The organism is Acinetobacter sp. YH12249, from assembly GCF_013417475.1.
GTDB lineage: Bacteria > Pseudomonadota > Gammaproteobacteria > Pseudomonadales > Moraxellaceae > Acinetobacter.
On record NZ_VPDX01000006.1, the window covers coordinates 44,033 to 68,202 of the forward strand.

Below are 24,170 nucleotides of genomic sequence, written 5' to 3' on the forward strand. Positions count from 1 at the left end.
TATGAATTTATGGATGAAATTACTGTTTAATATTCAAACTTTAATCTGGGATTTCTATTAAGAAAAATTTCAAAATAAACTTATTTTTCAGTTTTTTACCTAAGATTAAAAAATGTAATTATTTTCTATTTAAAGCTTTTTATTAAAAGGTTTATAAATACAACTAAATCTAGATTTAAAGTTTTATATCTTTCAGAAAATAAAAATAGCCTCACGAATGAGGCTATTTTTTGATGAGGGAAGAAGCTAAAACTTAGTATTTAAAGTTCAGAGAAAGAACTGCGTTACGGCCTTCTGCTTCAGTTGCATAGTGAGATGCATAAGCTTTAGTGAAATAACGTTCATCAGATAAGTTATTTACATTTAACTGCAGGTCAACGTTTTGATTTACGTTATAACGCGCCATTGCATCGTAACGTACATAACCTGGAACATATTTGGTATTATCGGCATTACCATAAACTTTATCCATAGCAACTGCACCCGCACCGATTGTTAAAGCAGGAGTGAGATCGTAAGTCGTCCAAAGTGTGGCAGAGTTTTTAGCTACGTTTTGAACCTGGTTGCCATTATTTAAACTTGGCTGGTAATCAGGAACGTCAGAAGTACCTGCATTATAGAAACCGGCATCTACAATTTCGCTATCTAAATAAGTATAACCAGCTGAAACTGCCCATTTATCAGTAAGATTACCGCTTGCACCTAGCTCAATACCATCTACACGGGTTTCACCAATATTGCGTGTGAAACCATCCACGTCAGTAGAGCGTGTATTGGTTTTCTCAGTACGGAAAATGGCAGCGGTTAGATTTAATTTATCATTAAATAAATCCCACTTTGTACCAAGTTCCATAGTACGAACTTCCTCTGGTTTAAGGTTGTTCATAGCCTCAGCTTGTGCTTCAGTCGTATTACGTCCAGGAACAGAAAGTCCTTCTGATCCATCAGCCGCATCTACCCCAACCGGATTTGCGGAAGTAGCATAACTTGCATAGATAGAACCATTTTCTAATGGCTTGTAGGTTACGCCCGCTTGGTAATTAAAGAAATCACTGTCATTTGCGTATCTGGTATTTGAAGCGTGAATATTTTGTTCAGTTTCAAATTTATCCCAACGAACACCTAAATCTAATAACCACTGTGGATTTAATTCAATATTGTCTAATAAGTAGATACCAGTACTTTCTGTGTCGGTCGTACTCGCTTTTGGTGCAGCAGTGATTGAACCTAACCAAGGATCTTTTGAATTGGGATTATAGGCACTGGTACACCAATTATTTGAAGTAGCACTTGTAAAGGTACTACATGCCTTGTTTCCACTAATAATGGCTGGAAGGGTAGAGCTTGGTGCTTGGCCCAAATCTGTAAGTAAATAATTTCCTTTATCAGATTCCTGTTTTGAATATTCAGCGCCCACATTAAAGCTATGTTTTAGTGTGCCTGTATTAAATTTACCAGTTAATGAAAGCTGATCACTAAAGGTTTCAGTATCAGTAATACGTGTATTCGCACGACGAACTACTTGTCCATTAGCAATATTTGATTTCGAATCATCCGGCTGTGTCCAGACATAATCATTTTTAGATTTACCATAGACAGCTGTATTACTGATGGTCAGGTTATCCGTTAAATCGTGTTCTAATTTTAAAGTGCCGATTTGATTTTCCTGTTTTTGGAAATCACGATCCTTCCAGCCGTAGTAAATGCCTTGTCTAGCATCAAGTGGTTTACCAGTTGTAGTGTTATCTTTAGAGTTCCAATAAGGTACGCCTGAGTCAGGTGTATCATCAGATTTTAAGTAGTAATAGATTAAAGTCCCACGGGTAGGGGTATCCAGACCAAAACTGATACTTGGTGCAATACCTACACGTTTATATTCAGCACCGTCTTTCTGACCTGCTTTTTCATTTTGATGACCCATCACAGCAATACGCGCTGCAATGCCATTACCGAAATCTTTGTTGCCATCTAAAGTGATGCGCTGGTAATTATCGGTACCTTGTGCAATGGAACCTTCTAAAGAATCACCAGCTTTAGCAACCTTAGAGATCATGTTGATGCTACCGCCAGTCGTACCGGCACCGCCCATTGCAGAAGAAGAGCCTTTGGTCACTTCAACCTGTTCGACCGCAAACATTTCACGGTTTTGTGAAGTCGCGCTACGAACTCCATCTACATACATTGAGCTTTCAGAGTTATAACCACGAATAAATGGACGATCGCCATTCGGGTTGCCACCTTCACCCGCACCCAAAGTAATACCAGGTACAGTACGTAAAGCATCAGAAAGTGTAGTGACTTGAGTGTCTTCAATCAGTTGCTTAGAAATGACTGATACAGATTTAGGTGTATCCAGTAAAGGTGCAACAAATTTCTTATTTGCGGAATTATCTACTTTTAAACTTGGTGTCTGTTCAGCTTTAACTTCTTGATGAATAGTTTCGAGCTTGACCACATTTTCATCAGCCACAGCATTTACGGTTACAATCGAGAGGGAAGAGGCAATCGCCGATGAAACGAGTTTTTTACGTGATTTGATAAACGACATGTGGGAACCCGAAAAAAAGCTTAAAATTTATGTATGCGAATAATAATAATTCTTATTTAAATTAAGAATTACTTGCCGATAGGAAATGACGATTTTAAGGATTGTATTAATTGGTTTGATCAATGTGATAGTGTATCAAAATGTTTCTAAGTTAATGTATTTAAAATAGATCTGATTAATAGATTATTATCGTTACTTTTATTGAGATTATTAGAGTTTAAAAATTTTGAAGAAAAGATAAAGAAAAGTTTACTAAAAGTCCTATAAAAATCCATAAATGCCGATGAATGAGATGATCTGTCCAGTTTGAGTAATCAATATATCTACTCTTATTTGAGGGAAGGGATATTTAATCAAAGAAAAATGAATTTGACTGAATAAATTTGATTATTACAGCATCAATAAAGACGATTCAAGTATTGTGTTTTGTATATCTGCAAATGTTGTCATATAATGTGGCACATTTTTATAAACCTGTTATTACCAAATATATAGAGGAAGCCATGCAAGTAACTTCTGAAGCGGTTTCGGGCGTTGCCCGTCGTTTAAATGTTTCTGTACCGACGAGCCGTATTAATGAGCAATTTGAAGCTCGTTTAAAACGCACTGCTAAAACTGCGAAGATCAACGGCTTCCGTCCAGGTAAAGTACCTGTAAACGTAGTTCGTCGTGAATACGGCGCTGGTATCTACCAAGAAGTTGTCAACGACATCATTCGTGACACAGTTTTCGAAGCAATCCAACAAGAAAAAATCAACGCTGTTGGTATGCCAAACATCGAAAAAACCGAAATGAAAGACGATGCTTTAGTTTATGAAGCGACTGTTGAAGTTTATCCAGAAGTTGAAGTGAAATTCGAAGGTCTGGAACTTGAACGTAAAGCGTCTGAAGTAAATGATAAAGACGTTGAGAAGATGATTGAAAATCTTCAAAAACAACGCGCTTCTTGGGCTGAAACTAAAGGCATGGCTAAAAAAGACATGCAAGTAACTTTCGACTTCGAAGGTACTGTTGATGGCGAAAAATTTGAAGGCGGCGCTGCGCAAGACTTTAAACTTGTTTTAGGTTCTGGTCGTATGATCCCTGGCTTCGAAGATGGCATCATCGGTATGAAGAAAGGCGAAGAGAAAGTGATCGATGTTACTTTCCCTGAAGATTACCAAGCTGAAAACCTTGCTGGTAAACAAGCTCAATTCAAAATCAATGTAAAACTTGTTGAAAAACAAAAACTTCCAGAAATTGATGCTGAATTCCTGAAAATCTTCGGTATTTCTGAAGAAGATGGCGTTGAAAAACTGAAAGCTGACGTTCGTAAAAACATGGAACGTGAAGTGAAAAACGGCCTGCGTAACCAGGTTAAAGGCGCAACTTTCGATGCACTTGTAGCTGCAAACGAAGTTGAACTTCCATCTGCAATGGTTGCTCAAGAAATTGACCGTCAACGTCAACAAATGATCCAGCAGTTCACTCAACAGTTCGGTGCTCAAGGCGCGAAAGCATTTGATTCAAGCATGCTTCCAGATGACCTGTTCAAAGAACAAGCTGAGAAATCAGTTAAACTTGGCGTATTGGTAAGCCGCATTCTTGCTGATGCGAAAATCGAAGTAGATCAAGCGCGCGTTGAAGCTTATATCGAAGACATGGCTTCTTCTTACGAAGATCCAAACGAAGTAATCGAATACTTCAAAAATGACAAGCAACAACGTGCTCAAATCGAAGCAGTTGTACTTGAAGACCAAGTTGTTGATCACATCCTAGCATCTGCTAAAGTGACTGATGCGACTGTAAGCTATGAAGACTTATTGAAAGAGCAACAAGCTCGTCAACAAGGCTAATTCAAGCTTTCCATAAAAAGGCGCTTTATGCGCCTTTTTTCATATTAGTGATTTCTTGACATATCTGATTTTCACAAAACTAATGCAAAAAATATGATGGAATTATTCGCGATTATTTTGCAATTTCATTGATTATCCCTCATATTGTGATTATGGATTAAGTCACAAAAATTTAGGAATAAATAAACCTATGTATGTTCCAACGATTGAAAACGCTTTAGTGCCAATGGTGGTAGAACAATCCTCTCGTGGTGAGCGTTCTTTTGATATTTATTCACGCCTTTTACGTGAGCGGGTAATTTTTCTGACAGGTGAAGTTGAAGACAATATGGCCAACCTGATCGTTGCGCAAATGTTGTTTTTAGAAGCTGAGAACCCAGATAAAGATATTCATCTATATATTAACTCGCCAGGTGGTTCGGTGACTGCAGGTATGGCCATTTATGACACCATGCAATTCATTAAACCGGATGTTGTGACTTACTGTATGGGTCAGGCAGCATCAATGGGTGCATTCCTGCTTAATGCAGGAACTAAAGGCAAACGTTATTGCCTTGAAAATGCACGTGTCATGATTCACCAGCCTTTGGGTGGTTTCAAAGGTCAGGCATCAGATATTGAAATTCACGCACGTGAAATTCTGTTCATTAAAGAACGTTTAAACCGTTTAATGGCTGAACATAGCGGTCAGGACTATGAAAAAGTGGCACGCGATACAGACCGTGACAACTTCATGACTGCTCAGCAAGCGAAAGAATACGGTCTTGTGGATGAAGTTCTAACGAAACGTCCATAAGTTTTAGAGATTGAGATATTGGAGTAAATATGTCCGAACATCCTCAAGGACAAAAGCATTGTTCATTTTGCGGTAAAACGCAGTCTGAAGTCGGAAAGCTGATTGCAGGCGAGGACGCATACATTTGTAATGAATGTGTGGACGTATGCTTAGATTTGGTTCAAACCAGTCAACAGGTCGAAACCAATGACTGGGCGAACCGTCCTTTACCGAAACCGCATGAAATCCGTGCGGCGCTCGATCAATATGTGATTGGTCAGGACGTAGCGAAAAAGACATTATCTGTGGCCGTATACAACCATTACAAACGTCTGAAAGTACAGACCAATGGTAAGAAAGCAGATGATTCCGTTGAAATTGCCAAAAGTAATATCCTGCTGGTCGGTCCGACCGGTTCAGGTAAAACCTTGCTGGCACAAACCCTTGCCCGTCTTCTGGACGTTCCATTTGCCATGGCAGATGCAACAACCCTAACTGAAGCGGGTTATGTGGGTGAAGATGTTGAAAACATTGTACAAAAGCTTTTGCAAAAAGCTGATTACGATGTCGAAAAAGCGCAAAAGGGCATTATCTATATCGATGAAATCGACAAGATTACCCGTAAATCTGAAAACCCATCCATTACTCGTGATGTATCAGGTGAAGGCGTACAGCAAGCCTTGCTGAAAATGATCGAAGGTACGGTTGCTTCAATTCCACCACAAGGTGGTCGTAAGCACCCGCAGCAGGAATTCATTCAGATTGATACCTCGAATATCCTGTTCATCTGTGGCGGTGCATTCTCAGGTCTTGAGAAAATCGTACAGCAGCGTCAGGAGAAAGGTGGTATTGGCTTTACTGCAGAAGTCCGTAATAAAGACGAAAGCAAAAAGTTGTCTGAATTGTTCCGTCAGGTCGAAGCGACTGACTTAGTGAAATTTGGTCTGATTCCAGAATTCATTGGTCGTTTACCCGTGATTGCGACTTTGGATGAGCTCGATGAAGAAGCTTTAATGCAGATTCTGACTGAGCCGAAGAATGCATTAACTCGTCAATATAAACATTTGTTTGAGATGGAAAATGTGGACTTGGTCTTTGAAGATTCAGCACTACGTGCCGTTGCGAAAAAAGCACTGGAACGTAATACTGGTGCGCGTGGCCTGCGTTCGATTCTGGAAAATTCATTGCTAGAAACCATGTATGACCTGCCGAGTCGTAGCGATGTAGGCACCGTGGTGGTGAATGAAGCTGTCATTAATGGTGAAGCTGCACCAGAATTTCGTGCTGAACGTCAACCACATGATGAGCCAGAAACAGCGGCAAAAGTTGATTTAAAGGTGGTGAATAGCAAATCTGCTTGATTGCTATTCGTCAGAAACGTGCGAAAACCCCGTGTTTTCGCACGTTTTTTATTTCCAAAAGATAAAAGCAGATGCTAATCTCAACATCTAGGCGTGGACGCCGAAAGCTATAAAAATATATCGCAAAGCACTTGCATACAAGAATAAAGACGCAGTGAGGGATAAGCATGCGTGGAGTCGCAATGGTGCTCATCGGCAGTTTGGCGCTGATGGGTTGTCACGGTAAAAAAGCCGTAGTTGAGCCTACACAGCCACTCAGCACTTTAAAAAATATTGATCTTGAAAAAAAACCAGGCTTCGTCGAACAGCATCGGGTGGGGATGTTTACAATTGGCGGCTGGGTCAACCAGAAACAGGGCAATCATTTTCAGGCAGTTAAACCTCAGCATGAGGATGCAGCAATTGTTTATTTATACCGCCCGGATTCCAAATGGAACCGTCAGGAAATTGTCGCTGCCAGCCTATTTATCAATCAGCATCGTATTCCGAGTTTATTGCATAATCATCATTACTGGATTGAGTTACCTGCAGGCACTTATCGCTTGAGTACCAGCCGTCCTTTAGGTGCTTTGCACTTCCAGAAACCTAAATATCTGGACTTTACCGTAGAAGCGGGTCAATCCTATTTTATTAAGTATGATGAAGAAAATCTAAGCACCCGTCGTAGTGTTCCGGGACCTCTGATGCTGATGCCGAGCAGTGTGGGCCTCAATGAAATTGCTTTTACCCAGTTAAAATCGGACAGTTTTAACTTTTTTGCACAGGATCAGGAAACTGGGAAAATCCGCAAGAAAGCTCAGAAAATTAAGGCAACTGAATATGATCCATCTACAGATGTACAGTTAACCACACCGTTTAAACTCTGGGATCCAAGAACCTGGTAATTAATTTTAAAATTCCAATAAAAAAGCACCCATTAAGGGTGCTTTTTTATATAGCTTAAATTAACCCGCAGCAGCGTCAACTACTGGAATTTTGCCAATTTTCGCTTGCCAGATTTTTGGAGCAGTCGCGTGTACAGATGTACCATTTACGTCAACTGCTACAGATACAGGCATATCTTTCACTACAAACTTGTAGATCGCTTCCATGCCCAAATCAGCAAATGCAACCACTTCAGCTTCACGGATTGCTTTAGATACGAGGTATGCAGCACCACCAACCGCCATGAGGTAAGTCGCTTTGTTGTCTTTAATTGCTTCAACAGCAGCAGGACCACGGTCCGCTTTACCGATCATGCCATAAAGACCAGTTGCTTCTAATACCTGACGAGTGAATTTATCCATACGAGTTGCAGTTGTTGGACCTGCAGGACCTACAACTTCGTCACCCACTGGATCAACAGGACCTACGTAGTAGATGAATTTGCCTTTTAGATCAACAGGGAGTTCTTCACCGTTGTTCAGCATGTCTACCATACGTTTGTGTGCAGCATCACGGCCAGTATAGATTGTACCGTTTAGAAGCAGCGTATCACCTGGTTTCCAAGAGTTCATTTCTTCTTGAGTGATGTTGTCTAGGTCAACACGTTTAGAAGATGAAGAATCCCAAGTGACTGATGGGTAGTCTTCAAGGCTTGGTGCTTGAATATGCGCAACGCCTGAACCATCAAGTGTGAAGTGTGCGTGACGGGTTGCAGCACAGTTCGGGATCATACCGACTGGTTTGCCTGCAGCGTGACAAGGGTAATCTTTGATCTTGATGTCTAGAACAGTGGTTAAACCACCAAGACCTTGAGCACCAATGCCCAATGCGTTTACTTTCTCGAAGATTTCGATACGAAGTTCTTCAAGTTTGTTTTGTGGGCCACGACGAAGCAATTCGTCCATGTTGATCTCTTCCATCAATGCTTCTTTTGCAAGCATCATGGCTTTTTCAGCAGTACCACCAATACCGATACCCAGCATACCAGGAGGACACCAGCCTGCACCCATAGTTGGAACAGTTTTTAATACCCAGTCCACGATTGAGTCAGACGGGTTCAACATTGCCAGTTTAGATTTGTTTTCTGAACCGCCACCCTTAGCAGCAACAGTGATGTCTACTTTGTTACCTGGAACAAGTTTGTGATAGATCACAGCAGGCGTGTTGTCTTTGGTGTTCTTACGGCCAAAAGCAGGGTCAGCCAGTACAGATGCACGAAGTACGTTAGAGTTTTCAAGATAACCTTGACGTACACCTTCGTTGATCGCATCGTCCAGGCTCATGGTTAAATCAAATTTAACGTCCATGCCCACTTCAACAAATACGTTGACGATACCAGTATCCTGGCAGATAGGGCGGTGGCCTTCTGCACACATGCGTGAGTTAATTAAGATTTGCGCGATCGCATCTTTCGCAGCTTTGTTCTCTTCACGGTCGTACGCACGGCTCATCGCTTGGATGAAGTCTTGTGGATGATAGTAAGAAATGAACTGAAGCGCATCTTTAACCGATGTGATCAAGTCATCTTGCTTGATAATAGTTGTCATACAAATATCTCTTGAGCGGGCTGTTAGCTAGCGGGCTAAATTATAAGACAAATGAATCCGGTTGTGGGCGTTTTGCAGGGACATTGGCCAAAAGTTTATAGTTTAAGCAATAAGGAAAATTACTTTGGCTGAAAGATTGGTTAAAAATGACAGGTTTTTGTCATATTTACTGTCATATTTCAGCTTAAAATTTATTGGAATATAATTAAATATATTCTAAATATATGATTTTTATTAATTAATTAAAATTATGAAAATTTCATCATTGTCATATAACTGTCATAAAACTTTTACATAATGCGCTTATCAAATGAATGATGAGTTTTCTTTATGACCCTGACTAGTGTATTGATGGTAATTGCTTTTAGTCTTTATATCGCTGCTACTTGGTTCTACGGCCAGAAAGAAGATCAAGCTTAAGCTTTATCTTCTTTTTTACATTTTAAGAGCTAAAAAATTAGCCTATCTTCAAATCTTCAAATCTTCAAATCTTCAAATCTTCAAATCTTCAAATCTTCAAATCTTCAAATCTTCAAATCTTCAAATCTTCAAATCTTCAAATCTTCAAATTACCTTAATAAAAAAACAATATTTCAATCATCTTGGCCTTGCCACAACACGCCTGTGACACAGTTATTTTTCTTCATTACATTATTAACCCAGAAAAACCCAAAGCCTGAAAACCCTTACACACAGCCAATTTTTTAGGGCTTAGACTGAGGTCTCTCAACTTCTATAAATAGGACAATTGGAATGAGTAACTTTAATACAAATGACATCAAAGAACATGCTTCAGTAATTGCTTCAGATGGTACTCAAGTTGGTAAAGTGGATCATTTAGAAGGTCAGGACAAGATTAAATTGACAAGAAGTGATGACGAGAATAATGAGCATCATCTGATTCCGATCAGCTGGGTAAGCGAAGTGAAAGATGACAGCGTGATCTTGAATAAAACAGCAGAAGATGTGCACAAAGAATGGACCACGGTATAAGCATGATCTTTGCCTGACTTATTCTGGTTTGGCTTAAATAGTCAAACTGGATTTAAGTTTAAAATAGGCAAGTCTGATCTGTTAAAGTGGTAAATGCCAGCCTGTTCGGCTGGCATTTCTTTTGTGTCATCAATCTGTTTATTTTAGTTTTATTTACTCATAGAGCAGATTAAGAACCTGCATAATTTTTTGAGCTAGATAATCTGTAGATTATAGAACGTCTAATGATTACCGAGAAAACTTATAAAATAGATCAATAAAAAAACCACCCGATCTTTTGACCGGATGGTTGTGGAGTGTTAAAGAAAATTAACTAGCTTGCTGATCAGCCTGAATCGCAGTTAAAGCAATGGTAAATACAATGTCATCGACCAGCGCACCACGTGACAGGTCATTCACCGGCTTGTTCAAGCCTTGCAGCATCGGACCGACACTCACGACATTTGCTGCACGTTGTACCGCTTTATAAGTGGTGTTACCAGTATTTAGATCAGGGAAGATAAACACATTAGCACGACCAGCGACTTGTGAATCTGGTGCTTTCTGACGACCCACACTTTCAACTGAAGCGGCATCGTATTGCAGTGGACCATCAATCAACAGATCAGGACGACGTTGCTTGGCAATCTCAGTCGCTTTCACCACTTTTTCTACATCTGCACCTGTACCTGAAGTACCGGTAGAGTAAGAAATCATAGCAATGCGCGGATCAATGCCAAAGGCTTTTGCAGAGTCAGCAGACTGAATTGCAATTTCAGCCAGTTGTTCAGCATCTGGATCTGGATTAATCGCACAGTCACCATAGACATAGACTTCATCTGGCAGCAGCATAAAGAACACAGAAGAAACCAGTGAATATTCAGGTGCTGTCTTGATCAACTGGAAAGCAGGACGAACGGTATTGGCAGTCGTATGTACTGCACCAGAAACCAGACCATCCACTTGATCAAGTGCCAGCATCATGGTACCGAGTACGACAGTATCCTGTAGCTGTTCACGCGCCTGCAATTCATTGATTTTGCCTTTACGCAATTCAACCATTTTTTCGACATAATTCTCGCGAATCAGGTCTGGATCAATAATTTCAAGATCGTGCGGTAATTCAATATTGCGTGCTTTAGCAACTTCAACCACTTCTTCCGGTTTTGCCAGCAAGATACAGTGCGCAATCCCACGAGATTGACAGATCGCAGCCGCCTGAATGGTACGTGGCTCATCACCTTCCGGAAGCACAATACGTTTTTTCGCAGTAATCGATTTTTGTACTAGTTCATGACGGAATGCAGAAGGCGACAGACGTGGCTTATAAGAACCATTGATTAGCTGTGCGATCCATTCTTCATTTAAGTGACTGGATACAAAACGGGTCACCTGTTCAGCACGTTCAGTATCATCACATGGAATTTCATTGCTTAAATTGGCCAGACTTTGGGCAGTTTCAAAAGTGCTGAGTGGCGTATGCAGAATAGGCAGGCCATGCTTGATCGCTGTCTGGCAGAACTCCAGTACTGCCGAATTTGGCTCATAGTGTTCAGTCAGCACCAGTCCTGCCAATGGAATGCCATTGCTGCTCGCCAGGCTACTTGCCAGCAAGACATCAATACGGTCTGATGCACTGATAATCAGCTCGCCAGCCACAAATTTATGTAATTCATGTTCAATATTGGACGCAATTAAACTGCTATGTAAGACACGGCGCTGCTTTGCTTCACCCAGATTGACCCAGTCTGCTGAAATATGCGCTGCCAAGTCAGAAATACGTGGCACACTTAAAGTATTGCTGAATGGAACCAGACCAATGACTGGAAGCTTTTCAGAACCAATATGGGCATGGGTTTTCTGAATAGCTGCTATAAATTTGTTGGTATCACTAATCAGGCGTAAACCAGGATCAATAGTCACCGGGATCTGTGCAGAATCTTCCGGTAAGCCTTTGGTGCGCATAAATAATACGCCAGCCATACGGGTAGAAGAGGACCCACCCAGATAACGTAATTGGCTTTCAACTTTTTCAGCTGCCACTTCAGGCTGGTTGATATCAGCATTGCTGACAATGATGACTTTGGCATCGAGTGCCTGCGCTAAGGCTGCATTAAAGCTTGGCGCAAAGGTATCGCGGCTATTTGGTACCAAACCTTCAACAATAATCAGGTCGTGATTTTTGGCAATCTCACGATGCAGGCGTACTGCATCTTCAAGCAATTCATCTGTTTCACCCAGATTAAAGCGCTGAATCAGACTTTCATAAGCAATCGGTTCAACGGTTTCACTTTGGGATAAATGACGATAGAGTGCTGTAGTGCGATCTGTTTCCTGACTTTTTTCCTGTGAAAAAGGTTTCACAAAACCTGCTTTTACCCCTTGGCATTCTAAAACATATACCAAACCTAAACAGGCTGAAGTCAAGCCGACGCCTTCCCCGGTCGGCACCAATAAAATCGTTTTCATAAGTAATATCAGTCGCGCAATAATAGAAATTAGGTAAAAGGGAACCGGGCTTGCTTATGCAAGCGCAGCTTCAGGTTCAGACTTTTTTGCAGTGGCTTGCTCCACTTCATGCTCTACCACATAATGAGTTTCTTTCGCGATTCGGCCTTCTTCATCAGTCGGGACTACCCAGATTTGTGGGCCTGTACCGTTATCGATCCGGCCTTCAGTACCGCGTTTCAAACTGCTATTAGCGTCTTTATCCAGGTTGAAACCGAAATGTGGTAAATAAACCATGGTTTTTTCACGAATATACGCCGAGTTTTCACCAATACCACCGGTAAAGAACAGGCCATCAATACGTGGCAGACCACAACTTAAAGCAGCTAAAGATTTCGCCAGACGGTAGCAGAATACTTCAATCGCAAGAGTCGCATCTTCATTGCCTTGTTCTGAGGCTTCAATCAGGGTACGCATGTCATTAGACAGATTGTCAGATAAACCAAGCAAGCCACTTTCTTTGTTGAGCATCTTGTCAATTTTATATACATCCCAGCCTAAGTTTGCAGCCAGGAAGCTATGCAAACTTGGATCGACATCACCACTACGAGTCCCCATCACCACACCTTCAAGTGGCGTCAGACCCATTGAGGTATCTACACTTTGGCCATTCCACACCGCACAGGTCGAACTACCATTACCGAGATGGGCTGTTAACCAGCCACCTTGCTTAAAGCTGCCAGCCAGTTCAGAACCGCGATCGGACACATAAGCATGGCTGGTACCATGGAAACCATAACGACGTACGCCATATTCGGTATAAAGGAATTTAGGCAGCGCATAACGGTAAGCATGTGCCGGCATGGTTTGATGGAAAGCAGTATCGAATACTGCGACTTGTGGCAAGTCTGGGAATAAACGTTTAGTTGCTTCGATCCCGATCAGGTGAGCCGGATTGTGTAAAGGCGCAAGTGGAGTTGCTTCGCGAATTTTTTCAATAATCTCGTCAGTAATCAGTTCTGCCTTGGTCAGGCTGCCGCCATGTACCACACGGTGACCAATCGCATCCGGCTTATAGTTCGCCAGACGCTCTAAACCTACTTCTAGCGCTTTCTTATGATCTGCGAAAGGAATGTGAATATCGACTGGTTCATTACCGACAGTCACACCTTTAATACGGGCATTTTCTGTGCCTAAGTTCTCAGCTAAGCCGTGAATACGGAAATTCTTTTCTTCAAGCAATAGGGCAAACTTGATTGAAGAAGAGCCACAATTAATAACTAATACTGATTTAGACACGATTGTTTACCCGATTCTAATTAAAATTCTCATCCATTTCGTTGACCTGTCTGCTGGCAAAAGCGACACAAGATAGGTCTGTGATCATGTTTTAACATGGGTTTTTTTACTGTCCTAGATAGACTTTAGCCGATTAGACTTAAGCATTATCGACCACAGCGACAATAATAATTAAAATTTATCAGTTCATAGTTTTCATTTATAAATAAAATACTGTTAAAAAATGATCTATTAAACTGTAGCTTATATTTCTTAAAAATAATGTTTATTTATTCTATCTTTTAGGTATGGATATGAAGAAATTATATGCAATTTTATAAAGGCTGCATATTTACTTGAAAATGTCTTTTATTCATCTAATGCATAAAAAATCAGCCTTGCGAACAAGGCTGATTTTATTATCTATTTACTGGCGAATCTGACCATCGCCGAAGACTACCCATTTCTGGGAAGTCAGACCTTCTAAGCCAACCGGGCCACGGGCATGAATCTTATCCGTCGAAATACCGATTTCCGCACCCAAACCATATTCAAAACCATCGGCAAAGCGGGTAGAAGCATTGATCATGACTGAACTCGAATCTACACCTGCTAAAAATTCACGAGCGATGCTGTAATTCTCAGTAATAATTGAATCTGTATGATGCGAGCCATATTTATTGATATGTTCAATAGCTTCCTCAACACCCGATACGATTTTAACTGCCAGAATCGGACCTAGATACTCGGTGTACCAATCTTCTTCTGTTGCGGCAACTACCTGATTGCCCAAGATACGCTGGGTTTCACGACAACCACGAAGTTCCACCTGTTTTTCCTGATACAACTCAGCAATTCGAGGCAGGAAATCTTCAGCAACTTTCTCATCAACCAGCAAAGTTTCCATGGCATTACATACCCCATAACGATGGGTTTTGGCATTCAAAGCAATTGGTAGGGCTTTGAGCAGATCAGCCTGTGCTTCGACATAGACATGACAATTCCCGTCCAGATGTTTAATCACAGGTACACGCGCTTCTTCAGTAATGCGTTCAATTAAGCCTTTACCACCACGCGGTACAATCACATCGACATATTCAGTCAGGGTAATCAGTTGGCCAACTGCAGCACGGTCAGTTGTATTGATCACCTGAACTGAAGCTTCAGGCAAACCCGCTACTTTCAAGCCATGCTGGATGGCGGTCGCAATGGCCTGGTTAGATTCCAGAGCTTCTGAACCGCCACGCAGAATAATCGCATTTCCGGATTTCAATGCCAGTGAAGCAGCTTCCAGAGTTACATTCGGACGTGATTCATAAATCATGCCCACTACGCCTAAAGGCACACGCATCTTGCCAAGCTGAATACCTGTAGGACGGTAAGCCATATCGGTAATTTCACCAATTGGATCTTTCAGGCTGATCACATCTTTCAGGCCCTGTAACATACCTTTAAAGCGTGCGGGGTTGAGTTCTAAGCGATCAAGCAGGGCACTGTCCAGATTGTTCTGGTGAGCTTTATTCATATCAATCTGGTTAGCAGCCAGAATAGCGGCCTGACTGTTTTCTAAAGCGGTATAAATTGCTGACAATGCGCTGTTTTTAGTTTGGGTAGACGCACGAGCCAAAATGCGAGAAGCCTGGCGTGCCTGCTGTCCTACCGTTTGCATGTATTGTTCAATAGACTCTTGCATAGCGGTTCAATCACTTAGAAATTTCACTTTGATATTAACAGTCTGATGCCGGACAATGAAGCCCATCACTTAAAAATCATAAGCTTTTCACTGTTTATAAACATTTTGAAATTGTTTTATCTTTAAAAGCAGATAAGTGGTTGTCGAATCAGTTGCTTGTGAAAAGCCGCTCTGTATAGAATGAAATGTAGCGACATAGATGTCATTGATATAATTACTACAGCGCAGGATGCGTGTTCAGGATAATCGGAATAATCCTGAAGCATAAGATCTGTAAATAATGACTTGCACAATAAAAATAAGGCAAGGACGGAGGAAAGGAATATGAATTCCATTATCCAGATGGATGCCCAGGCATTGGACCAACATAGCCATTACGGTTTTTTTGATCTTTATGATAAGCACAGTTTCAAGCAACCAGCACGTACGACATGGATCGATGGCTGGAAAATCGAGTATATGGCCATTGCGCGTCCTGATACTTTGCATATGCGCCCAATGGTGATTATTGGGGGAGCTTTTCAGAACTTTAATTCTTACAAATATTGTGTAGAACAGTTATTTGATGCGGGACCTATTATTTTAATTGATTTACCTTCCATGGGGGCCAACCAGCAAATTACTAACGTTGATACCGGCTTATCTGCAGGAACACTTGAACTGGAAGATCTGGCAGCGATGCTAGGCCAATGGCTGGAGCAGATGCAACTGCCTAAGGTGGCTATTCTAGGGATGTCTTTAGGTTCAGTGGTGGCTTCCTGTCTGGCAGATCAGCGTCCTGAACTGGTAGACCGTATGATTTTGATGGGTGTAATGCAGAAAACCCGCAAAAGCTGGCGCATGCTGCTGGAAGAATCTTTGCATTTAATGAAAGAACAGCGCATGGACGAATTTGGCCAAGCAGTAATTCTTTATCTGGTTAATCATGCACGTTTAAAGGAAACCCGCATGTCGCCAACAGCAAAACGGCTGTTTTTTAAGCAGATGTCAGAATTTACAGCGACAGAACAGGACCGCTATGACATCAACTGTAACCGTCTTTTAAGACTGACCAATGTACCGATTCCTCAATGCAAAGTTTTGGTGGCTTGCGGGCAATATGACAGCTTTACCTTGCCGCATGAGAATGCCAATTTTGCCCTGCAATGTCCAAACATGCAGTATGTGCAGATCGCTTCTGCAGATCATGTGCCTCAGTTACAGCGCCGTAAAGAAACCATGCATCTATTTGCAACTTTCCTGCGTGATGAGCCGGTTGATCAACTCGAAGGTATTATCCCGTTCACCCGTGAACAGATGCAGCAGATCGAACGACGTGGGGAAGAGCGGATTACGGTTCAGGATCCACAGCGTTATTTAAGTCATCGTCATTCTGATCTGGTATTCAAGGCAGAAATTGTCGATATGAATTTCTTTGGGGTGTTGCTGGAATTGGAACCTGGATTAACCGATCAGGCAGCCGCATATCCACGTGATCTGGCTTTACATCTGGAAGATGAAGAAGGTGAGTTCAAGATCGAATGTCTGATCTTCGAACATGATGACACTCAGTTACGTGCCTTGTTCAAGCATGGCAGTTTTGATGTAGCAGAGCGTTTATTACGCTTTGTCCAGAAAGAGAAAGCAATTCAACAGGCTGAAGTATTCGATGCAGTCATCTAAAACAATAGAATTCATAAAAAAAACAGCGTAATTAAACGCTGTTTTTTTTCACCGCATGAATCATCCAGACTAAATCGCCCAAATGTTCATCCTGTTCATAATGAGGACTCTGCTGTCGAGGTTCTGCAAAATAACGTTGTGGCTGTTCGACCTCCACCCGCATAAACCCAGCTTGCTGAAAAAACTGCTGTAGTTCTTGGGGCGATTTAAAATGAAAGGTGAATGCACTGCGTGAGATAAATTTTAGCAGACGACTACAGGCCCAGATAAAGCTTGCCAGTCTGTTTTTGACCGGTTCAGGGTAAATATCACTGAGATAATGCACTTCACTGAAACCTTGACCATATTCGTTAATACCTTTGAGCAAGGTAAACAGCATTTTTTGATCAAAGTAATTGATCAGGCCTTCATTAATAATGACTAAAGGCTGCTGCGGGTCAAAGACTTTAAAAATATTCGCCAGTTCTGCACTAAAAATATCGCCGCTCAATACTTCCGGGGCATCCTGATCAATCTGCTGCAAAGCATTAGTTTTGATCTTGGCCATATCGGGCAGATCCAATTCCCGATAATTAATCCCGGTAAATTTCTGTCTAAAATTCCAGCTGCGTGGGGATAAGCCACTGGCAATTTCCAGTACCTGTAATTGAGGATATTTACTAATTAACTGACCTAAGTGTTCGTCAATCATTTGATGACGCTGTTTCAGGGTGGTGCGCATACTGCCACCGACATGACGCTCAGCCCATGACTCCAATGGATGAACCAGTTTGGCAAGGAATTTACCTTTAGAGGTGGCAAATACCGGATGTGAAATCCCCATTTTGTACCAGATATAGCCGGTATAGTGTGCAGTAAAAGAAATATGGCGATGTTGTGAAAGAGATTCTGTCATGTCGTCCTGACCTTATTGTTGTTTTAATTCAATGCTGCTCATCAATATAGCAGTCTTTTCAACATGATAATAAAAAAGGAACACCTTGTCGTGTTCCTTTGTCGTATTCAGGTCATTTAAAAATTACAGAACCTGATCTTTAAACTGACTGATTTCATCACGGATCTGGCACCACTCATCTCCAAGATTCAGTTCAGTGCCGATCTGAATCTCTGCAATTTTTCCGCGCATGCGTTCCAGACGCTGCTGATTTGGCAGCGGTAGCTCCTGAATGCCTTCAAGTGCGATACACTGTGCTGCGCGATCATTGCAGACTAACCCCATATCACAACCTGCTTTCAATGCCGCCTGAATACGGGCATCGGCACCACCAGCCACACAGGCAGCCTGCATGCTTAAATCATCCGAGAACAGTACGCCGTCGAATCCAAGTTCTTGACGTAACACTTTCTGAATCCAGAATTCTGAAAAACCGGCTGGATTTGGATCAACCTGACTATAGATAACATGGGCAGGCATAAGCGCATCCAGTTGGGATTGTAACTGGATAAAAGTCTGCATATCCTTTTGCTGGATTTCTTCATAGCTGCGCATATCAATGGCAGCGGCCACATGCGAATCTGCTTTAACCGAACCATGTCCCGGGAAATGTTTGCCAGTCGAAGCCATACCAGCACGTTTCATACCTTTCAGGAAAGCACCAGCCAGTGGAATAATATCCTGAATATTTCTGGCAAAGCTACGGTCGCCAATCACATCACTAATATCATTCAGATCCAGCACAGGCGCAAAACTGAAGTCAATTCCGACAGCCAGTACTTCGGTGGCCATTAACCAGCCACATTTCTCGGCCAGTTCCAGCGCTTTTTCACGATTAGTCTGGTAAAGCTCACCAAATTTACCCATGGCAGGCAGTAGGGTAAAGCCCTGTTTCAGGCGCTGTACACGGCCACCTTCCTGATCCACCGCAATCAGAATATCTGGACGGACCTGACGCATATGATCAGTCAAAGCGCGGACTTGGGCAGGAGATTCAATATTGCGACCGAATAAAATTACACCACCGACTTGTGGTGCACCCAAGAGTTCAATATCTTCTTGAGTAAGGGTAGTGCCTGCGATGTCGAGCATCAATGCGCCAATCATATGCGGAATCCATTTTAGAATTTTCGGGGAAAACAATACCTGAATTCTGCAATGATTTGCTACACTTTGTCAGCACAGAATATGATAAAACTACACGACATAAACATATTAAGTTGTTTAAGATGCTGAATACTTTAAGTTCTGCTCGAAAAGCAACACGGTCAAATTGGTCTTGAGGCCAAGGAAGTACGAATTATTTATGAAATTTCAAACAATAGCTTGTGCAGTTGCGATTGCGACAGGCGGATTATTTTTTACCCATGTGGTGAATGATGCAATTGCAGCTGATGGTAAAGAAGTAGTCAGCAAAGCAGTGCTTCAACCTTCTCAAGAACAGGCATTGGTATCCCGACAACTGGCAACTCTCGTTGATCGCCAACATTATTTGAATATGCGTCTGGATGCTCAGACTTCACAGCGTATCTTTGATTTTTATATTGATAGTCTGGATGCAGATCACAGTCTTTTTCTGGCATCTGAAATAGAAGATTATAAAAAACGCTATGGCGCTACTTTCGGTGCCAATCTGAAAGCCGGCAATTTGTCTGGCCCTTATGAAATTCATGCGCAGTATCGTGAGCGTTTAGCCCAGTTCTATACCTTTATGCTGGAAGAACTGAAAAAACCGCAAAACCTGAATCAGAAGAATGTATATATTGAAACGGATCGCGAAAAAGCGCCATTCTTTAAAACTCAGGCTGAACAACGTGCTCACTGGTCAAAAATGCTGGTTTCTCAGCTGATTAACCTGACGATCAGTAAGGAAGAAGAGCAAGCTAAGCAGAATGCACTCAAAGCCAATCCAGAACTGGCAAATGGCCAGGATCTGACTGGGCCGGAAGATTTAACACCTGCTCAAACTCTGACTAAGCGTTATACCCGTCAGTTAGAACGTCTCAGCCGGATCAAGAGCGATGATGTACTGGACAAAACCCTCAACGCGATGATGCTGACTTATGATCCGCACAGTAATTATTTCCCGCCTGTAGATGCGATGGAGCTGAACCGTCAGACTACATTGCAGCTGGAAGGGATTGGGGTGTCGATTCGTCCGGAACGTGGTAATGAAGATTACACCAAGATTGAAACCATTGTAGAAGGTGGGCCTGCCAGCAAATCAGGACAGGTAAAATCAGGTGACCGTATTGTTGGCGTTGCTCAAGACGGCGAACAGATGGTTGATGTAATCGGCTGGCCGAGCAATGAAATTGTTGGCCTGATTCGTGGTAAGCGCGGCACCAAAGTAACACTGAAGTTACTAGGCCCGGGTGCGACCATGGGACAGGCGCGTAATGTCAGTCTTGTACGTGATGTGATTCAGGAAGAAGATGCCGGGGTTAGAACCCGTACCGTGGAAATCCAGCGTGATGGTAAAAAATATCAATATGGTGTGATTGAAATTCCATCTTTCTATCTGAACTATCGTGCCCGTCGTGCGGGTACCGACTACCGTTCCGTATCAGAAGATACCAATAAGGCCCTGAAAGAGCTGGCTGCGAAGAATGTTGCCGGTATTATTGTAGACTTGCGCAATAACCCGGGTGGTTCACTTGAAGAAGTGGCACGTATGCTGGGACAGGTGATCAAGTCAGGTCCTGTGGTTCAGATTCGTGATGGTAACGGTAATGTCAGCGTCTTTGAAGATGATGATGGTGGTGCACAAACCTATGCCGGTCCATTGGCAGTAATGGTGAACCTGGCTTCTGCATCTGCAAGTGAAATTTATTCAGCAGCAATTCAGGATTATGAACGTGGCATCGTGATTGGTAGTACCACAACAGGTAAAGGAACTGCGCAGGTTCAGCTGGATAGCTTGGCACATGGTCAGGCAACACTGACTCAGCGTAAGTTCTACCGTGTGACGGGGGGTAGTACCCAAAACAAGGGCGTGATTCCGGATATCAAGCTGGTCGATATCTATAACGAAGAGTTTGGTGAACGTAAGGCTAAAAATGCCCTAGAGTGGGATACGATTCCAACTGCGCCATTTAAACGTGAAGGTGTGGTCCAGAAATATGTACCGGAACTGGCCAAGTTATCTCAACAGCGTGTCGCTCAGAATCCTCAATTCAAGTATCTGGAACAGCGTACAGCGGCTATGAAAAAAGTCGAAGACCAAAAACGTGTAGTTCTGGATCTGGAACAGCGTAAAGCTGAGTTGCTGGATATCGAGCGTAAAGCTTTAGAAGCTGAAAATGCCCGCCGTGCTGCAACCGGCCTGAAGCCTTATCCAAACTGGGAAAGTTATCAGGCATCTCTGGATGCCATGGTTGAAGCCCGGGCGAAAATGAAAGCCAAAGAGCGTCCGGCATTACCGGAAGAAGAAGCTTTTGTGCTGGAAGCCGCACATGTCTTGGCTGACTATGCTCAAGTACAGTCAAAACAGTAACTTTAACATAAAGTAATATAAGTTCTAAAAACAGCCTATTTCGATAGGCTGTTTTTTTGTGCAAATAAAATGCAATATCAATTAAATACAAAGTGCTATGTAACTAAATAAAAAAGAAAAATTTGTGATTTATGTCGAATAAAAAAGCTGGAATATTAAATTTAATCAATTGATAAAATCTCAAAGACTTCTAATATATAAGCTGAATTTTTATTTTATCGATTCAGGGCAATTTTAAACTTCACTCCAGCTACTGAAGAGATAAAAATATTGCAATAAATTTTGTATATAGCTTCAAGTTTGAAGCAGTCGGGATGAACTCTGAAAAAGAGTATTTTATTTTTTATAGGGCGTAAATTTAGCGGGGAATCGTGCGAATACAGCTGCGCAATAAAATAAAAATGATCGCCCAGATGGAACATTTTATATGATTCATGCTCATCATGATGTCAGTCTGCTCATTGGATCGATGGCTGTAGCATTTATTGCCTGCTATTTGACGCTTACGCTTGAGCAGATGCTATTTCGTAATGTATCGCTAAGGTTGAAAACCCTTGTTTTACTGTTCAGCGGTGGCTTGCTGGGACTGGCGATCTGGGGAATGCATTATGTCGGCATGACGGCAGCTCATTTTCCTGATGCTTATGATATAGATACTGCACTCACCTTAAGTTCTTATGTGATTGGCTTTGTGGGAGCAACCTTTGCCATCTGGCTCACCACCCGTAAAACTTTGCCTTGTGCCCGTCTGATTCTAGGGGCTGTCCTGATGGGGCTGGGTATGTCAGGAATGCACTATGTGGGCATGCTGGGCCTGAATGTTAAAAATCATGTGACTGCCTATCACCCTTTATTAATGATCTGTTCGATTCTGATTGCGACAAGTGGGGCTGGACTCAGTTTCTGGGTGGCATTCAAATATCGACAGGCAGTGCAAAGTACGATCCGGATGAAGCTCGTGGTCGCAAGTATGCTCACGTTGACCATTGTCGGGATGCATTATACGGGAATGGCGGCACTCAGTTTTTATGAAAATGCCCATCCATTGAGCCAGATCAGTCATTCCCACTATGACTTGCTATTTTCAGTCATCCTGATTAGTTGTCTGGTACTGGTGACTGCATTTGGCGTAGCCATGCTGGAGTTACGCTTTGAATCACGTAACCGTCAGCTGATGCTGGCCAATAAAGAGCTGGCGAATCAGGCGATTCAGGATAATCTCACCAAACTGCCAAACCGTTTATATCTGGTCAAATATGCACAATTGCTGTTTTCTGGCCGGCAGCAAGATGCTCAGCATGAAATCGCTTTTTTATATATTGATTTGGATCGCTTTAAAGCCGTGAATGATGTGTTTGGCCATCACGTTGGGGATCAGCTACTGATTCAGCTGGCTTATCGTATTCATCAAATTCTGGGAGATGATTCCAAACTGCTGCGTATCGGTGGCGATGAATTTCTGCTGGTGCTGGAAAATACTACAGTAGAGCAGGCCTCGAAAATATCAGAAAAGATTCTGGAACTGATTCAGGAAAGTTTCCAGATCAGTGGCAAGACCATCAATATCTCGGGCAGTATCGGGATCGCCATGTATCCGAAGCATGGCCAGAATCTGCAGGATCTGCTGATCAATGCAGATGCCGCCATGTTGACTTCCAAGTATCAGGGACGGAATACCTATTCTGTTTTTAATTTCTCGACCGATCAGCATGAAAGCAAAAGCCAGAGTAAACTGATCAATGATCTGTATAAGGCAGTAGAAGAACAGCAATTTATCTTGGTTTATCAGCCAAAATTTACCCATGATGAGCAGATCTGTGGTGTAGAAGCGCTAATCCGCTGGAAGCACCCATTGCATGGTTTGCTGGGTCCGAATATGTTTATTCCCGGAGCAGAAAAAACCGGTTTGATTATTCCGATGGGCTACTGGGCTCTAGAGCAGGCCTGCAAACAGATTCAGCTCTGGGAAGCTGATCATGCTGATTTTTTCCCAATCGGCGTCAATTTATCTGCGGTTCAGTTTGAGCATAAGCATCTGATCAGCACACTGGAACAACTTCTGAATCAATATAAAATTGATCCTCAACATTTGATGATCGAGATTACCGAATCGACTGCCATGCATCATATTGATTCGAGTATCCGGACTTTGCAGCAGTTGCGTCAAATGGGCATCCAGTTGGCGATTGATGATTTTGGTACCGGGCATTCTAGCTTCCTGTATTTAAAAAACCTGCCTGTCGATGAGCTGAAAATTGACAAGGAATTTATTCAGGGTCTGAGTGCAGGTTCCAAGGAAGAAATGATTCTTGAAAGTATTATTCAGCTGGCCATTAAACTCGGTTTAAAAGTGACAGCTGAAGGAATTGAAACTGTGCAGCAGGCAGAAATTTTAACCCGTTTGGGCTGTCAGCAGATGCAGGGCTATCTGCTGGGTAAACCGATGGATGTCGAGCAACTTGAAGCTAGGGTCTTTGTTTCTTGAACCCGGTAAATCACTATTTAGAATTTTTTATTATTAAACTAATCAATTGTAAATTATAAAATTTATGTGGTTATCGATTTATAATTTCTAGATTGGGTAGTGAATTAAATCCGTTAAATCGACGAGCCAAAAAAATATCAGTTCAACCAGAAAAGAGAATGGGAAACTGCGATTTCTCCAGTTTATAGGGCTGCTTATTGGCTCTAGAAATC

Annotated in this window: 15 protein-coding genes; 8 read left to right on the plus strand and 7 right to left on the minus strand. The window is 42.1% G+C overall.

Going from position 1 to position 24,170, the window contains the following annotated elements; all coding sequences use genetic code 11:
- Positions 1 to 253 precede the first annotated feature (253 nt).
- Positions 254 to 2,548 carry a TonB-dependent siderophore receptor gene (locus FTV25_RS05045; protein ID WP_180002382.1) on the minus strand — a complete coding sequence of 765 codons (2,295 nt, stop codon included), beginning with the start codon at positions 2,546 to 2,548 and terminating at the stop codon, positions 254 to 256.
- Between the two features lie 503 nt (positions 2,549 to 3,051).
- Here FTV25_RS05045 and tig point away from each other — a divergent pair.
- The 4 genes from tig to FTV25_RS05065 all read left to right on the plus strand — a co-directional run bounded on the left by tig (position 3,052) and on the right by FTV25_RS05065 (position 7,403).
- Entirely contained in the window at positions 3,052 to 4,383 is a 1,332-nt protein-coding gene (tig, locus tag FTV25_RS05050; protein WP_180002381.1) for a trigger factor, read from the plus strand.
- Positions 4,384 to 4,573: 190 nt separating this feature from the next.
- Complete coding sequence (gene clpP / locus FTV25_RS05055; protein ID WP_004781985.1) at positions 4,574 to 5,179, plus strand: ATP-dependent Clp endopeptidase proteolytic subunit ClpP; 606 nt, start codon at positions 4,574 to 4,576, stop codon at positions 5,177 to 5,179.
- A 29-nt stretch (positions 5,180 to 5,208) separates the two neighbouring features.
- On the plus strand, positions 5,209 to 6,519 hold the full coding sequence (clpX, locus tag FTV25_RS05060) for an ATP-dependent protease ATP-binding subunit ClpX (RefSeq protein ID WP_004781987.1): 1,311 nt from the start codon (positions 5,209 to 5,211) through the stop codon (positions 6,517 to 6,519).
- A gap of 167 nt (positions 6,520 to 6,686) precedes the next feature.
- Positions 6,687 to 7,403, plus strand: a complete 717-nt coding sequence (locus FTV25_RS05065; protein WP_004781989.1) for a DUF2846 domain-containing protein — start codon at positions 6,687 to 6,689, stop codon at positions 7,401 to 7,403.
- 60 nt (positions 7,404 to 7,463) lie between these two features.
- On the opposite strand, the gene FTV25_RS05070 is transcribed toward FTV25_RS05065, so the two are convergent.
- The gene (locus tag FTV25_RS05070) at positions 7,464 to 8,990 is read right to left on the minus strand and encodes a fumarate hydratase (protein WP_005232211.1); all 1,527 of its coding nucleotides are present in this window, start codon (positions 8,988 to 8,990) and stop codon (positions 7,464 to 7,466) included.
- A gap of 753 nt (positions 8,991 to 9,743) precedes the next feature.
- On the opposite strand from FTV25_RS05070, the gene FTV25_RS05075 reads away from it, so the two are divergent.
- Positions 9,744 to 9,983 carry a DUF2171 domain-containing protein gene (locus tag FTV25_RS05075; protein ID WP_004781996.1) on the plus strand — a complete coding sequence of 80 codons (240 nt, stop codon included), beginning with the start codon at positions 9,744 to 9,746 and terminating at the stop codon, positions 9,981 to 9,983.
- A gap of 309 nt (positions 9,984 to 10,292) precedes the next feature.
- On the opposite strand, the gene pta is transcribed toward FTV25_RS05075, so the two are convergent.
- The 3 genes from pta to FTV25_RS05090 all read right to left on the minus strand — a co-directional run bounded on the left by pta (position 10,293) and on the right by FTV25_RS05090 (position 15,381).
- Positions 10,293 to 12,431 (minus strand): phosphate acetyltransferase, encoded by a 2,139-nt coding sequence (pta, locus tag FTV25_RS05080; protein ID WP_180002380.1) that lies wholly within the window; start codon positions 12,429 to 12,431, stop codon positions 10,293 to 10,295.
- Between the two features lie 54 nt (positions 12,432 to 12,485).
- Positions 12,486 to 13,709 (minus strand): acetate kinase, encoded by a 1,224-nt coding sequence (locus FTV25_RS05085; protein WP_180002379.1) that lies wholly within the window; start codon positions 13,707 to 13,709, stop codon positions 12,486 to 12,488.
- Positions 13,710 to 14,115: 406 nt separating this feature from the next.
- Positions 14,116 to 15,381: a glutamate-5-semialdehyde dehydrogenase gene (locus tag FTV25_RS05090; protein ID WP_034703231.1), complete on the minus strand. Its 1,266-nt coding sequence runs from the start codon at positions 15,379 to 15,381 to the stop codon at positions 14,116 to 14,118.
- A 324-nt stretch (positions 15,382 to 15,705) separates the two neighbouring features.
- On the opposite strand from FTV25_RS05090, the gene FTV25_RS05095 reads away from it, so the two are divergent.
- On the plus strand, positions 15,706 to 17,043 hold the full coding sequence (locus FTV25_RS05095; protein ID WP_179992394.1) for an alpha/beta fold hydrolase: 1,338 nt from the start codon (positions 15,706 to 15,708) through the stop codon (positions 17,041 to 17,043).
- Between the two features lie 31 nt (positions 17,044 to 17,074).
- Here the strand turns inward: FTV25_RS05095 and FTV25_RS05100 are convergent, their stop codons facing one another.
- Together FTV25_RS05100 and nagZ are read right to left on the minus strand one after the other, a co-directional pair.
- Positions 17,075 to 17,938, minus strand: a complete 864-nt coding sequence (locus tag FTV25_RS05100; RefSeq protein WP_180002378.1) for a class I SAM-dependent methyltransferase — start codon at positions 17,936 to 17,938, stop codon at positions 17,075 to 17,077.
- Positions 17,939 to 18,061: 123 nt separating this feature from the next.
- Positions 18,062 to 19,084, minus strand: a complete 1,023-nt coding sequence (nagZ, locus tag FTV25_RS05105; protein ID WP_180002377.1) for a beta-N-acetylhexosaminidase — start codon at positions 19,082 to 19,084, stop codon at positions 18,062 to 18,064.
- A gap of 199 nt (positions 19,085 to 19,283) precedes the next feature.
- On the opposite strand from nagZ, the gene FTV25_RS05110 reads away from it, so the two are divergent.
- Together FTV25_RS05110 and FTV25_RS05115 are read left to right on the plus strand one after the other, a co-directional pair.
- Entirely contained in the window at positions 19,284 to 21,473 is a 2,190-nt protein-coding gene (locus FTV25_RS05110) for a carboxy terminal-processing peptidase (RefSeq protein ID WP_166136328.1), read from the plus strand.
- Positions 21,474 to 21,900: 427 nt separating this feature from the next.
- Positions 21,901 to 23,958: an EAL domain-containing protein gene (locus tag FTV25_RS05115; protein ID WP_180002376.1), complete on the plus strand. Its 2,058-nt coding sequence runs from the start codon at positions 21,901 to 21,903 to the stop codon at positions 23,956 to 23,958.
- The last annotated feature ends 212 nt before the right edge of the window (positions 23,959 to 24,170 follow it).